The organism is Streptomyces sp. NPDC005794 (genome assembly GCF_042871445.1).
Taxonomy (GTDB): Bacteria; Actinomycetota; Actinomycetes; order Streptomycetales; family Streptomycetaceae; genus Streptomyces.
Genome location: NZ_JBIAIN010000017.1, coordinates 52,582 through 64,893, shown reverse-complemented (window position 1 = coordinate 64,893; position 12,312 = coordinate 52,582). Strand labels below are relative to the sequence as shown.

14 protein-coding genes and 1 pseudogene are annotated in these 12,312 nt (G+C 66.8%); 7 read left to right on the top strand and 8 right to left on the bottom strand.

Going from position 1 to position 12,312, the window contains the following annotated elements; genetic code table 11:
• The first annotated feature begins 5 nt into the window (after window positions 1-5).
• Window positions 6-371 carry an ArsR/SmtB family transcription factor gene (locus tag ACFYQ5_RS25690; protein ID WP_389200784.1) on the top strand — a complete coding sequence of 122 codons (366 nt, stop codon included), beginning with the start codon at window positions 6-8 and terminating at the stop codon, window positions 369-371.
• A gap of 37 nt (window positions 372-408) precedes the next feature.
• Here the strand turns inward: ACFYQ5_RS25690 and arsB are convergent, their stop codons facing one another.
• A complete protein-coding gene (gene arsB / locus ACFYQ5_RS25685) occupies window positions 409-1,536 on the bottom strand; it encodes an ACR3 family arsenite efflux transporter (protein WP_389200783.1) in 1,128 nt (375 codons plus the stop codon).
• Window positions 1,533-1,841: an ArsR/SmtB family transcription factor gene (locus tag ACFYQ5_RS25680; RefSeq protein WP_389200782.1), complete on the bottom strand. Its 309-nt coding sequence runs from the start codon at window positions 1,839-1,841 to the stop codon at window positions 1,533-1,535. The genes arsB and ACFYQ5_RS25680 overlap by 4 nt, the downstream gene beginning before the upstream one ends.
• A 94-nt stretch (window positions 1,842-1,935) precedes the next feature.
• Between ACFYQ5_RS25680 and ACFYQ5_RS25675 the strand changes: the two genes are divergently transcribed.
• Both ACFYQ5_RS25675 and ACFYQ5_RS25670 read left to right on the top strand, forming a co-directional pair.
• Window positions 1,936-2,358 carry an arsenate reductase ArsC gene (locus ACFYQ5_RS25675; protein ID WP_389200781.1) on the top strand — a complete coding sequence of 141 codons (423 nt, stop codon included), beginning with the start codon at window positions 1,936-1,938 and terminating at the stop codon, window positions 2,356-2,358.
• 574 nt (window positions 2,359-2,932) lie between these two features.
• Window positions 2,933-3,211, top strand: a pseudogene (locus ACFYQ5_RS25670) (tyrosine-type recombinase/integrase); the annotation flags it as partial.
• Between the two features lie 347 nt (window positions 3,212-3,558).
• On the opposite strand, the gene ACFYQ5_RS25665 reads toward ACFYQ5_RS25670, so the two are convergent.
• The 5 genes from ACFYQ5_RS25665 to ACFYQ5_RS25645 all read right to left on the bottom strand — a co-directional run bounded on the left by ACFYQ5_RS25665 (window position 3,559) and on the right by ACFYQ5_RS25645 (window position 8,679).
• Window positions 3,559-4,740: an ImmA/IrrE family metallo-endopeptidase gene (locus tag ACFYQ5_RS25665; RefSeq protein WP_389200780.1), complete on the bottom strand. Its 1,182-nt coding sequence runs from the start codon at window positions 4,738-4,740 to the stop codon at window positions 3,559-3,561.
• Complete coding sequence (locus ACFYQ5_RS25660; RefSeq protein ID WP_389200779.1) at window positions 4,709-5,344, bottom strand: hypothetical protein; 636 nt, start codon at window positions 5,342-5,344, stop codon at window positions 4,709-4,711. Before ACFYQ5_RS25660 ends, ACFYQ5_RS25665 begins: the two co-directional genes overlap by 32 nt.
• Window positions 5,345-5,530: 186 nt before the next feature.
• Window positions 5,531-6,763: an MFS transporter gene (locus ACFYQ5_RS25655; RefSeq protein ID WP_389200778.1), complete on the bottom strand. Its 1,233-nt coding sequence runs from the start codon at window positions 6,761-6,763 to the stop codon at window positions 5,531-5,533.
• On the bottom strand, window positions 6,760-7,224 hold the full coding sequence (locus ACFYQ5_RS25650; protein WP_389200777.1) for an ArsI/CadI family heavy metal resistance metalloenzyme: 465 nt from the start codon (window positions 7,222-7,224) through the stop codon (window positions 6,760-6,762). The genes ACFYQ5_RS25655 and ACFYQ5_RS25650 overlap by 4 nt, the downstream gene beginning before the upstream one ends.
• A gap of 60 nt (window positions 7,225-7,284) precedes the next feature.
• The gene (locus ACFYQ5_RS25645; RefSeq protein WP_389200776.1) at window positions 7,285-8,679 is read right to left on the bottom strand and encodes an NAD(P)-binding domain-containing protein; all 1,395 of its coding nucleotides are present in this window, start codon (window positions 8,677-8,679) and stop codon (window positions 7,285-7,287) included.
• Window positions 8,680-8,783: 104 nt separating this feature from the next.
• Between ACFYQ5_RS25645 and ACFYQ5_RS25640 the strand changes: the two genes are divergently transcribed.
• Entirely contained in the window at window positions 8,784-9,149 is a 366-nt protein-coding gene (locus tag ACFYQ5_RS25640) for an ArsR/SmtB family transcription factor (protein ID WP_389200775.1), read from the top strand.
• 22 nt (window positions 9,150-9,171) lie between these two features.
• Here the strand turns inward: ACFYQ5_RS25640 and ACFYQ5_RS25635 are convergent, their stop codons facing one another.
• Window positions 9,172-9,498 (bottom strand): ArsR/SmtB family transcription factor, encoded by a 327-nt coding sequence (locus tag ACFYQ5_RS25635; RefSeq protein ID WP_389200773.1) that lies wholly within the window; start codon window positions 9,496-9,498, stop codon window positions 9,172-9,174.
• Between the two features lie 64 nt (window positions 9,499-9,562).
• On the opposite strand from ACFYQ5_RS25635, the gene ACFYQ5_RS25630 reads away from it, so the two are divergent.
• From ACFYQ5_RS25630 to ACFYQ5_RS25620, 3 genes are all read left to right on the top strand, one after another.
• The gene (locus ACFYQ5_RS25630) at window positions 9,563-10,606 is read left to right on the top strand and encodes a flavin-containing monooxygenase (protein WP_389200772.1); all 1,044 of its coding nucleotides are present in this window, start codon (window positions 9,563-9,565) and stop codon (window positions 10,604-10,606) included.
• 643 nt (window positions 10,607-11,249) lie between these two features.
• Window positions 11,250-11,717 (top strand): DUF4145 domain-containing protein, encoded by a 468-nt coding sequence (locus tag ACFYQ5_RS25625; protein ID WP_389200770.1) that lies wholly within the window; start codon window positions 11,250-11,252, stop codon window positions 11,715-11,717.
• Between the two features lie 119 nt (window positions 11,718-11,836).
• Entirely contained in the window at window positions 11,837-12,310 is a 474-nt protein-coding gene (locus ACFYQ5_RS25620) for a GNAT family N-acetyltransferase (protein ID WP_389200768.1), read from the top strand.
• Window positions 12,311-12,312 lie beyond the last annotated feature (2 nt).

Below are 12,312 nucleotides of genomic sequence, written 5' to 3'. Positions count from 1 at the left end.
GACGCATGTCGAATTCAGGAATGGTCGAGCTGTCGGTTCCGGACGCCGGAACGGTGGTGCCCTGCTGCCCGCCGATCACCGCCGGGGAGCTGTCGCAGGGCGACGCGGAGAAGATGGCCGTGATGTTCAAGGCGCTGTCCGACCCGGTGCGGCTGCGCCTGTTCTCCAAGGTCGCCTCCCACCCGGGCGGTGAGGCGTGCGTGTGCGACATCTCCGACGTCGGCGTCTCCCAGCCGACCGTCTCCCACCACCTGAAGAAGCTGCGCGAGGCCGGACTGCTGACCTCCGAGCGGCGCGGGACCTGGGTCTACTACCGGGTCGCCCCGTCCGTCGTGGCGGCCATGTCAGCCATGCTCGACCTGAGTGGCTGACGTCGGGTGCGCAGCCTGAGGGCCGACGGAACGCGTATCAGGCGTTCCCTCCTGAGGCGGTCGGTGCCGCGGGGGTGAACTTCTTGCGCCAGGCCAGCGCGACGTACACCAGGCCGATCAGGACGGGGACCTCGATGAGCGGGCCGACCACGCCGGAGAGTGCCTGGCCCGAGGTGACGCCGAAGGTGGCGATGGCGACGGCGATGGCCAGCTCGAAGTTGTTGCCCGCGGCGGTGAAGGCCAGGGTCGCGGTGCGGTCGTAGGCCAGACCCAGGGCCTTGCCGAGGAGGAAGGTGCCGAAGAACATGATCGCGAAGTAGACGAGCAGCGGCAGTGCGATGCGCACGACGTCCAGCGGCTGCGAGGTGATGGTCTTCCCCTGGAGCGCGAAGAGGATGACGATCGTGAAGAGCAGTCCGTACAGCGCCCAGGGCCCGATCTTCGGCAGGAACGTCGCTTCGTAGGACTCGCGGCCCATCTTCTTCTCGCCGAGGCGGCGGGTGAGGAATCCGGCCAGCAGCGGGATGCCGAGGAAGACGACGACGTTCAGCGCGATGTGCCACACGGGCACGTCGAGGCCCTGTCCGTCGCCCAGGCCGAGCCACTGCGGCAGCAGGTCGAGGTAGAACCAGCCCAGCACACCGAACGCGATCACCTGGAACACGGAGTTGAGCGCGACGAGCACGGCTGCGGCTTCGCGGTCTCCGCAGGCGAGATCGTTCCAGATGATGACCATCGCGATGCAGCGGGCCAGCCCGACGACGATCAGGCCGGTGCGGTACTCGGGCAGGTCGGGAAGGAAGATCCACGCGAGGGCGAACATGACCGCGGGTCCGACGATCCAGTTGATGACCAGTGAGGACACCATCAGCTTGCGGTCGCCGGTGACGGTGTCGAGCTGGTCGTAGCGGACCTTGGCCAGGACCGGGTACATCATGACCAGCAGACCGAGCGCGATGGGCAGGGAGATGCCGCCGACCTCGATCTTCGCCAGCGCGTCGTTCATCCCGGGGATCAGCCGGCCCACTCCCAGGCCGACGGCCATGGCGAGCAGGATCCACACCGCGAGATAGCGATCGAGGGTGGAGAGCTTCCTGACGATCGAGTCGTCCCCGCCCCCGGCCCGGTCGGCAGTGGGTGTCGTAGTGGTGCGCTCGGTGGTCACGGGCAGGCCCTCTTGTTCTCGGCCGCGGTGCGGGCGGACTCGGCCAGTGCCGCGAACTGCTCGGAGAGGCCGGCGAGGGCCTCGGGGCGCAGCTTGTAGTAGGTGAAGCGGCCGCAGGGCTCGGTCTCCACCACACCGGCCTCACGCAGGAGCTTCATGTGGTTGGAGAGGTTGGTCTGCTTCGCGCCGGTCTCCTCGACCAGGTGGGTCGTGCAGAGGGTCTCGCGCGCCAGCAGGGTCACGATCCGGAGGCGGAGCGGATCGCCCAGCACCCGGATCAGATCAGGATCGACTGAAGGCAGCATGCGCGGATACTGTCACATCACCATCTGCTGATATCAGCAGGGGCTGAAGTCATGGGCTGCTGGCCCCGCCGTGCGACGAGAGAGAACGATCACCATGGCCGAGTCCTCCGGCAAGCCGTCCGTCCTGTTCGTCTGCGTCCACAACGCCGGCCGTTCCCAGATGGCAGCCGCCTGGCTGGCCCACCTGGCGGGGGATCGCGTCGAGGTCCGCTCCGCCGGCTCGGACCCCGGTGCCTCCGTCAATCCCGCCGCCGTCGCAGCGATGGCCGAGGTCGGCATCGACATCTCCGCCGAGACCCCGAAGATCCTCACCGCCGACGCCGTCCGTGAGTCCGACGTGTGCATCACCATGGGCTGCGGCGACACCTGCCCGGTCTTCCCGGGCAAGCGGTACCTCGACTGGAAGCTGGACGACCCGGCCGGCCAGGGAGTGGCGGCCGTCCGCCCGATCCGGGACGAGACCAGGGTGCTGGTGGAGGGCCTGATCGGGGAGATCGCGCCGGAGGCGACGAGGTGAGCGCGATACCGGACTGCACGGGGTGAGCGCGATACCGGACTGCGGAGACGGCCGCGCGTCCTGATGGAGGTGTCCGGCGTCACCACGATCCCGGACCAGGTGGCGCACGGTCTCGGTGTGGCTTTCCTGCGCTCCGAGTCTGCGACGTCGTCCGGACCGGCCGCGCGCAGTGTCGTTGGCGAACACCGACTGTCCTGGACGCTCAGCGTGGTCTTGTCAGCGACGCGTTTCACCCACGCGCGTCGCACGTGTTCTTGGACCTCATCCCCCATCACATCCGACGCGATCGCGTGTTCTGATTCCCCTGCCCTGCCCTGCCGCTGGCTGGGGCGGTCAGCTCGTACGGACCGAGGAACGCATCCTCCACCGGGAGCGCACCGGCCAGAGACCTCACCATTGGTGGTCCGGACACCGGAACACGTCGGCCGCTTTCTCGGTCATGTTGCTGGAGACCGCCTGTACGCGCTGTTCCACTGAGCCGTATCCCGTGGACTGCGGGGCGGTGAGGTGTGGGGTCAGAGGGGGGCCGATGTCTTCAGAGTCATGAGCCGGCAGCACGGGCACTTGTATGGCCCTACGGACCGGGCGCCCGGTGGGGCCGCGGAACGTCCACCGCTCCTTCACCTTGGTTGCCGAAGCAGCCGGCCTCCGGGTGATCCGCCTGCACGATGCTCGCCACGACTGCGCCACGATCCTCACTGCGGCCGGGGTCGCTCCTCGCGTCGTGATGGAGATCCTCGGCCGCAGCCAGATCAGCATCACGATGGACGTCTGCAAACACGTCGTCCAGGACACCCGGCGCGAAGCCATCAGCCACATGGACAGGCTGCTCAAGAGGCGCGCCCGGCCGTGATTGACCCGCCGTTGATGTCGGAAGCAGATGTCAAAGGCCACCTAGGAACGTTCCTAGGTGGCCTTTGACCTTGTGCCCCCGGCAGGATTCGAACCTGCGACACCCGCTTTAGGAGTGGGATCGAATCCTTGCCGGGTAGTGCCTGAGCCTGCCGCGTGGTGCTGTCCGGCCTGGTCAGCGCCACGCGGCTTCGTAGTCGGTCCGGCTCGTGACGCCTTGTGCTGGACCGTCCGCTCACGCATCGCTCACGCATCGCTCACGCATGAGAGGGGTTGGGGGCTTATTGGTCCGGCGTGGCGAGAGGGCGCCCAGCGACGACTTCACTCTCTCGTACGGCGTTGCGGTGATCAGGGTGCCGTGCTGCGCAGGTCGCCGTTTCGCCGGCTTGTCCGTGGCTTGAAGGCGACTACCTTTCCATCAGCCCTTGGCTGGTCGGGCCCTGTGGATGAAGCGTTCGAGACTGGTTGTGGGGCGATGGACCGCAGAATCGTGGGGTGGATCGCCAGATGGTCGGACGCGCGGAGGTACGGTTTGTCCCCGTACTGGCGTTGTAGGAGGCGCCACAGGAGGAGGGGAGCTTCTTGCCCCACTGAAACGGGCTCCTCCTTCCGCCAGCCTCGCTGAGTCAGCTGGACGTACAAAGATCGTTTCCGGCTGTCGTCGATGTTTCCCACTGCGGCACCGCGAAGGATCAGCGCCTGGATGGACACTCCCCATGCCTGCTTTCGGCGTGCGAACCCCTCCAGGGTCAGCCGGTCAGTGATTTCATCTCGCGCCCTTTCGTAGGGGACGAGTAGGGCGCCAGCGAACCGGTTTGCTTCTCCTTCCGGGTCTGCTGCACGCGGCCGGAAGGTATGAAGCACCAGGTGGCCGAGTTCATGGGCGAGGGTGAAGCGGTCCCGATCGCCCTGCGCGCCGGGGAAGTACGCGATCAGCGCGGTCTCTCCGATGCCTGCCCAATATGAGACGCCGAAGTGCTTGTTGGTCGGGCTGACTGCGTCGCCCGTTGGGTCGGGTAGCACGATGGGTGCGACAGAGATGCCGGCGCGCTCAAGCGCGCGAGTTAGATGCGGGATGGGCTTGTCCGGCGCCAGGCGCAGAGCTTCGCGCGTCTGAGCGGCTAGCTCCTCGATGTCCTTCTCGGAGAGGTCCGGTGAACTGGCGAACGGGAGCGGAGGTGCTGGGTACCCGGCGTTGCCGGTGATCTCCTCCGTCACGCGGAAGCTCTCTCCGTAGAACGCACTGATCCGGCGTGTGACGGTCCGGCTCGCACTTGCCATCTTGCGAAAGCGCAACGAGTCCAGGGGCACGGAGGAGGGCTGTGCGTAGAAGAAGCTCATGGGTGTGTCGGTGGCTTCAGCGATCGTGCGAAGCCGGTCCTCGGCCGGCTCACGTGCGCCTGTCTCAACCTGCGACGTCCAGCTCTGGCTGATTCCCGTCAGACGGTGGAGATCGGCACCAGTGAGCCCGAGGAGGTCGCGGAGCGTCCGCAGCCGCTCACCAGGGGAAGCCTCCAGTGCCGTCGGCATCGTTTGTCTCCTCATCCGGAAGTTCGAGTTCCAGACCTTCATCTTGCGGTTCGAAGTGAAGGTCTCGCAGGTCGGACGCGCTGGCGAGCAGTGGAAAATCGAGGTCGGCGCGCTGCTCCTTGCCGAACCTCCACGTTCCGATGGTCCGTACTACGCGGAACAACGGCGCTCCCTCGGCATCGATACGCCAGAGGATAAGCAGGTCGTTGTCTTCCGGGCCCATCAGGGTCGACTGGCCGAACTTTGTCAGCGGGCGGTTCTGGTAGAAGGCTCGCCGCTGATGGTTCGGGCCGGGGGCGGGGACGTGGTCGTCTCTGAAGGCGTGGAGCAGCCGAGTGCAGTACTCGTCGTTCGTCAGCCACAGCTCGCCGTTCCTGCGGTGATTACCGCTGAGCTTCCAGTTTCCCAACCTGGCTACCGCTGACCCAAGACGGTAGTGGACGAAGGCGCGGGTCATGTGCGTGCGGATCCAGCCGTAGGAGGGCCCGTCCATCTCGGGTAACTGGGCCCGCTGATGTTGGACGGCCCACGCGAAAGCGTCGTGAAGGGGCTCGCAGAGCTGCGCGGTGGCGTCGCGGATGTGCGCGACCTCATCCTTAATCACACGCGTGAAAATATCACGGAAAAAGCTAAGGGTGGCGGGGTTCGGCTGCGCAACTTTTCTGACTGGCAAGGAAGCTGACGGCGCAACAGCCGGGTGATCAAGAGTTGGGCTCAGGGCAGTCGCCCCCTTGGCCGGTTGCCCCCGCGCGTGTGGCGGTGCTGGCGCAGCCCACGCATGGAGGAAGCCCTAGCAGCGGAGGTGGAGAGGGCTATGGCCAGCGCCCGTGCTCAGTCCAATCAGAGCGGCAAGTCCTGAAACAGCGGCAAGCAGTGCGAACAGGAGCGGGTATCCGCCGAGTGGTGAGGCCAGCGCCGCGCCGGCGAATGGGGCGAGGGCTGAGGCCGTGGTCGCAGGTGCTGCGAGGAGTCCGGACAGGCGGCCGTAGTGGGTGGTGCCCCAGCGGTCGGTGATGGCGGTCGCCTGCAGCAGGGTGAGGTTGCCGCGAACCATCCCGGCCGCGACCGACAAGGCGACCAACAGGGCGTAGGGGCCGGGCGTGAAGGCGAGGGTGGCTGTGGTGACGCCGCTGAGCGCGATCAGTGTGGTGGTGCGCGCGATGACCCTGGTGTGGCGGGCGAGTGTCGCGTACAAGGTGCGGCCAAGGGTTTGGCCCGCGCCGCCCAGGCCAAGCGCCCAGGCGGCTTGGTTGGTGGAGTACCCGCGCTCCAGTAGAAGCGGTACCAGGGCGACGACGACCGCGTAGACAGCGAACGCGGAGAGGGTCAGTGCGGTGGCCAGCATCCAGAATGGCCGGCTGCGCGACACGGCGGTCGCGGATTCGCCGGCGTGAGCTGGTGCGGGCGGAGCCTCGGGCCAGGGTGCTCTCAGTGCCAGGGCGTGGGCGGGCACGGTCACTGTGGCGAGGATGAGAGCGAGGACGGCATACGTGGCCCGCCAGGTCAGGTGGTCGGCGAGCATGGCCGTCAGGGGTGCGAAGACGGTCGAAGCCAGTCCACCGGCGAGGGTGACGACGGTAAGGGCGCGAACGTGGTCGGGTGCCCACCAACGGGTCAGTGCGGCGAAGGCAGGCTGATAGAAGGTGGCCGCCATGGCCAGTCCTGCCAGCAGCCAGCCGATGAAGAACACCGGCAGGTTGGGGGCGGCGGCAATGACGAGGAGGCTGGCCACGCCGAGGACGGAACCAGCGGTCATGACGGTGCGCGGGCCGCGGTGGTCGATGATCCGGCCGACTCGGATCCCGGCGAAGGCAGAGATGAGCAGGGCTGCGGAGAACGCGGCTGTCGTGGCGCCTGCGGGCCAGCCGGTATCTGCGGTGATGGCTGGGTTCAGGACGGGGAAGGCGTAGTAGATGATGCCCCAGCTGGTGATCTGTGTGGCGCACAGAGCGGGAAGCACGGCGCGGGGCCGCGACCGGTCCCCTGTTCCGGTCGCGGCCCCGTGGGCGTCGAGCTTGGTCACGGGCAGCAGCCACCAGCCTCGACGGGCGCCGGCGGGCCTGCTTCGGTGACGGGGCCTGCGCAGCAGGTGCTGTTCTTCTGCTTGGCCATGGAGTCGGCGTCCGCCTTGACGACGTAGATCTCCCACGGTTCCTTGCCGGGGCCGTGGACCCACACCTTGTCCTGGCGGGCGTAGCAGCAGGTGGTGTCGTTCTCGATGTCGGTCGCCAGCCCTTGGTCCTGGAGGCGGGTCGTGGCGGAGTGGACTTCTTCGGTGCTGGCGACTTCGACGCCGAGGTGGTCCATGCGTGTGTCCGCGCCCGGTGTGCCCTGGACGAGGACCAGCTTGAGCGGTGGGTCGGCGATGGCGAAGTTGGCGTACCCGTCGCGCAGTTTGGCCGGCTCGGTGCCGAAGAGCTTGCTGTAGAAGGCGATCGATGCTTGGAGGTCGGGGACGCGCAAGGCGAGTTGTATGCGTGACATGACGTTCCTCCAGAATCGGAGCGGAAGCGCCCGGGCCGGGAGTGACCGGGGCGCCCTGTTTCAGGACCCGCAGCACCCACCGGACGCCGTGTCCTCGGCGGCTGCGACCGGCACGGAGATGCCGGTGCCGATCTGTACGAGGGCGGGTGCCGGAGCGCAGCAGCCGCCCTCGTCGGTCTGGCCGGCGGCAGGGTCGTCGAAGAGTCCGGCGCCTCCGCAGACTCCGGTTTCGGGGAGGGTGAGTTCGACGCGGTCGGCGGACTCGGTGTCGCCGGCGATGGCGGCGGTGACGGAGCGGACCTGTTCGTAGCCGGTCATGGCGAGGAAGGTGGGGGCGCGGCCGTAGGACTTCATGCCGACGAGGTAGACGCCCTTTTCGGGGTGGGACAGTTCGCGGTGGCCGTGCGGGTACACGGTGCCGCAGGAGTGCTGGTTCGGGTCGATGAGCGGTGCGAGCTCCACCGGCGCCTGCAGGCGCTCGTCCAGAGCGAGGCGGAGCTCGGACAGGAAGGACAGGTCGGGGCGCAGGCCCGTCAGGACGATGACTTCGTCCACCGGGTCGAGTCGCCGGCCGTCCTCACCGACGAGGGTCAGGCGGTCGTTGTCGGTGTGCTCGATGACTTCGGTGCGGAAGCCGGTGACGGCGTCGGCGTACCCGTCGTCGACGGCGGCTTTGGCGGCCAGGCCCAGGGCGCCTCGGGCGGGAAGCTGGTCGGCGCTGCCACCGCCGAAGGTGGAGCCGCTGATGCCGCGGCGCAGGACCCACACGGAGTGCGTGCCCGGTTCGTGCTTTGCGAGGTCGGCGAGGGTGGCCAGCGCGGTGAACGCGGAGGCCCCCGAACCGATGACGGCGGTGCGCTTTCCTGCGTACCGGGCCCGGACTGCACGATCCTTGAGGTCAGGGATGCGGTAGGAGATGCGGGCGGAGGCGGAGTGTTCGCCCAGAGCGGGGAGGCCGTCGGCGCCGATAGGGCTGGGGGTGGACCAGGTGCCGGACGCGTCGATCACGGCACGGCCCATGATTCGTTCCTCGGCGCCGTCGGCGAGCTCGATGCGGATGGTGAAGGGCTGCTGGTCCCGGTCGGCGTCGACGATCCGGTCGCGGCCGAGGCGGGAGACTCCGGTGACGGTGGCGCCGTAGCGGACCTTGTCCCCGAAGGCATCGGCGAGCGGCTGGAGGTACTGCTCGACCCAGTCTTCGCCAGTGGGGTAGATCTCCGCGGCGGGCTTGGTCCAGCCGGTCGGCGCCAGGAGCTTCTCGGCGGCGGGGTCGGTCAGTTCATTCCAGGTGGAGAAGAGCCGTACGTGCGACCAGTCGCGCACCGCGGTGGCCGCGGAGGACCCGGCTTCCAGGACCAGTGGTTCGATGCCTCGCTCGACGAGGTGGGCGGCGGCTGCGAGCCCGGCAGGGCCGGCGCCGATGACGACTACCGGAAGGTTTGCAGTGGTGGTCATGGCGGTGAGGTCCTCCGGGATGGGCGACCGTACCCGGTCGCTGTTTCGATTGCTGTCTATATTTGAAGCTTGCCACTCGCATTGATGAGTGTCAACATAGACGCATGTCGAAGTCAGAGGTAGTGGAGCTGCCGGTTCTGGACCCCGGAACGGCGGTGCCGTGCTGCCCGCCGATCACTGCGGGAGAGCTGTCGCAGGACGACGCGGAGCGGATGGCCGCGATGTTCAAGGCGCTGTCCGACCCGATCCGGCTTCGGCTGTTCTCCAGGGTTGCCTCACATCCCGGCGGCGAGGCGTGCGTGTGCGACATCCAGGACGTCGGCGTCTCCCAGCCGACGGTCTCCCATCACCTGAAGAAGCTGCGCGAGGCCGGCCTGCTGACCTCGGAGCGACGCGGAACCTGGGTCTACTACCAGGTCGCCCCGTCCGTCGTGGCGGCCATGTCCGCCATGCTCGACCTGCGCAGCTGACCTCCCCGCCCGCCCCTGCGGGTCAAGCAGCGCAGTCGGGCGGGCAGCAGTTCGCCAGGTACGCCTGGAGCGCGGAGAGGCGCTGGACCATCGTGGCGCCGTCGGCCCGGTAGTAGACCTGCTTGCCGTCCTTGCGGGAGATCACCAAGCCGCCGCGGCGCAGCAGGCTCAAGTGCTCCGAGGCGGTCGACGGCTTAAGCGCGCAGCGCTCGGCGATCTCGCCGACCGTCAGCTCGATCCCGCCGGCGAACTGCTGCAGCACTCTCTGGCGGGTTTCGCTGGCCAAAGCCTTGAGGAAGTCGGCCGTCGCCGGATCCACCGGGGATGTCTCGGCGCTGTTCTCTGTCACAGCTCCCTGCCCAACATTTCGTCACTTCCCGAAATAACGACTCAAGTGGAAGGTCCACATTCTCATGGAGCATGCCGATCTCATCGTCATCGGCGCCGGACAGTCGGGCCTGGCCACCGCGGCGCTTGCCCCGCAGCACGGCTTCACCCGCATTCTGGTCCTGGAAGCCGCGAAGGAGCCGGGCGGGTCCTGGCCGCGCTACTACGACAGCCTCACCCTGTTCTCCCCGGCCCGGTACTCCTCCCTTCCTGGCATGCGGTTCCCCGGCGACCCGGACCGCTACCCACGGCGGGACGAAGTCGTGGATTACCTGCGCGACTACGCCAACCGCCTGCCCGCCGACATTCGCATCTCGACCTCCGTTACCTCTGTATCGCACCAGGACGGCGCCTGGTCCGTGCTCGCCGGCGACGGGCGGAAGTTCACCGCCGGGGCGGTCATCGCCGCGACCGGCGAATACGGCACACCCTTCATCCCGGACATTCCTGGACGGGCTGAATTCGGCGGCCAGGTACTGCACGCCGCCGGCTACCGCAGCCCCGACGCGTTCGCAGGGCAGCGGGTCGTCGTGGTCGGCGGAGGCAACTCCGCGATCCAGATCGCCGCGGATCTCGGCGCAGTTGCCGACACCACCCTGGCCAGTCGACGCCCGATCGGCTGGATGCCCCAACGCCCTCTCGGCCGGGACCTGCACTGGTGGCTCAAGCACACCCGCCTCGATACCGCCCCGATTCGACGGCTGCTGACGAAGGTCCCCGTCTCCGTGATCGATGACGGCCACTACCTGGCTGCACTGGACCGGCATGGCGTCGAACGCCGCGACATGTTCAGCCGGTTCACGAACGAGGGCGTGGTGTGGGCCGACGGAACGAAGGAAACCGTCGATACGGTCCTCCTCGCCACTGGCTACCGGCTCACCTTTCCCTACCTGCACGACAGCGGCGCCCTTGGCGCCGACGGTGCACCGCTGCACCGCGGCGGCATCGCCACCACCGTGCCGTGCTTCGGATTCGTTGGCATGGAGTTCCAGCGCAGCTTCTCCTCCAAGACCCTGCGCGGTGTCGGCCGCGACGCAGGGCACGTGCTGTCCCGGCTGCGGAAGGGCTGACGACCGCAGCTCCAGGCCAGTTGGAACCGTGCCGTGTGGGCGAACGCCTGTAGTCCGTCGTGGAATGGCTCGGGTCGTGGGGCCACACCGCGGAGTGGCCCCACGGTTGAAGCCCGTCGTGGGGCGGCACGAAGAGAGAGGGCCGAGGGCGTAGGACTGTCCGCTCAGCCGGGCGTGTCTGCGGTGCTGTAGCAACTTGTTCCTGAGGGCCAACGGCGCCTGGGCGCACGGAGGCATTCTTGCAGCCTGTCCCGTGCCTGGACTGCGCATCCAAAACCCATGCGTGCGACCATCGAGAGCTGACATGATGCGCACCATGGCAAACCTATTCGTGCGAGATCTACGCGAAATAGCGCAGGGCCTCTCTGAAGACCCAGCTGACTGGCCGCACGTTCCGTGCCCCACGTGCAAGCGGTCTGGACTGACTCTCGTCCCGGACTCCCTAGTTCAGGAAGAGGCCGCCAGAAGCGAATCTTGGCACTCGCACCAAGATTGGGATCCTGACTGGATTTATGGCGCATTTAACTGCATTCTGAAATGCCATAAAAAGACGTGCGACCTTGTCAGAGTTGTCGGTCGAACAAGTATCTACCTCACGCAAAGTGGAAACGGGTACGAGCAACTTCTCACGCCATTGTTCTTCATGCCGGAACTTCCCCTGGTTGAGAACTTCGGAAGTTGTCCCCAGATGGTTCGTGAGCGGATTGAGTCCGCATCCACGGTCCTCTGGGCAGATCCGAGCTCCGCAGCGAACAGGCTCCGTTCGGCGGTTGAAGCGCTGATGGATCACCACGGCATCCCGCGGAAAGGGTTCAGTAAGGGGAAGGCTTACGACGTGAGCCTCCATAACAGGATCGTGAGATTCAAAAAGGCGCGACCAGAATTTTCCGACGCTGCTGACCTCATGTTGGCCGTCAAGTGGACGGGAAACGTCGGGAGTCATGGAAGTGGCGTTCGGGTTCGAGATGTACTAGATGCAGTTGAAATCCTCGATCGCACCCTACAAGTGATTTATGATGCATCCGCTGATGAAATCAAGAAGAAGGCGGAAGGGATAATTGCCCGAAGGGGGGTTCCTGCAAGTCAAATCACGACCGCCCCTCCGTTCTAACTACTTTGTGGGCACTCGAACCTTTCCGACCTGCCGCCGCTGTGCCGCGCGGCACAATCAGCGCCAGCATCGTGTGGCAGGAAGGATTCGCAGTGCCCGCGCAATTCACCCTCACCCCCATGCTTGCAGAGGACGCTCAACAGGTCCTGGCGATCTACCAGTCCGGGATTGACGAGGGCAATGCCACCTTCGAGACTGCGGCTCCGTCCTGGGAAGCGTTCGACAGGCCCAGGCTGACCAGCCATCGACTGGTCGCGCGCACTCCCGACGCGGGCGTGATCGGCTGGATCGCCGTTTCTGCGGTCTCGGCTCGTGTCGCGTACGCCGGTGTGGTCGAGCATTCCGTTTATGTTCACCCTGCCGCCCGCGGTCAGGGCATTGGTCGTGCTCTTCTGCACGCCTTGATCGCCTCCACGGAGGCAGCTGGGATCTGGACCATCCAGTCGGGGATCTTCCCTGAGAACACGGCCAGTCTCGCCCTGCACCGGCAAGCCGGTTTCCGCGTTATCGGGACACGCGAGCGCGTCGGCCGACTCCACGGAATGTGGCGGGACGTTCAACTGATTGAACGCCGAAGCCATCACGTCAACTGAGC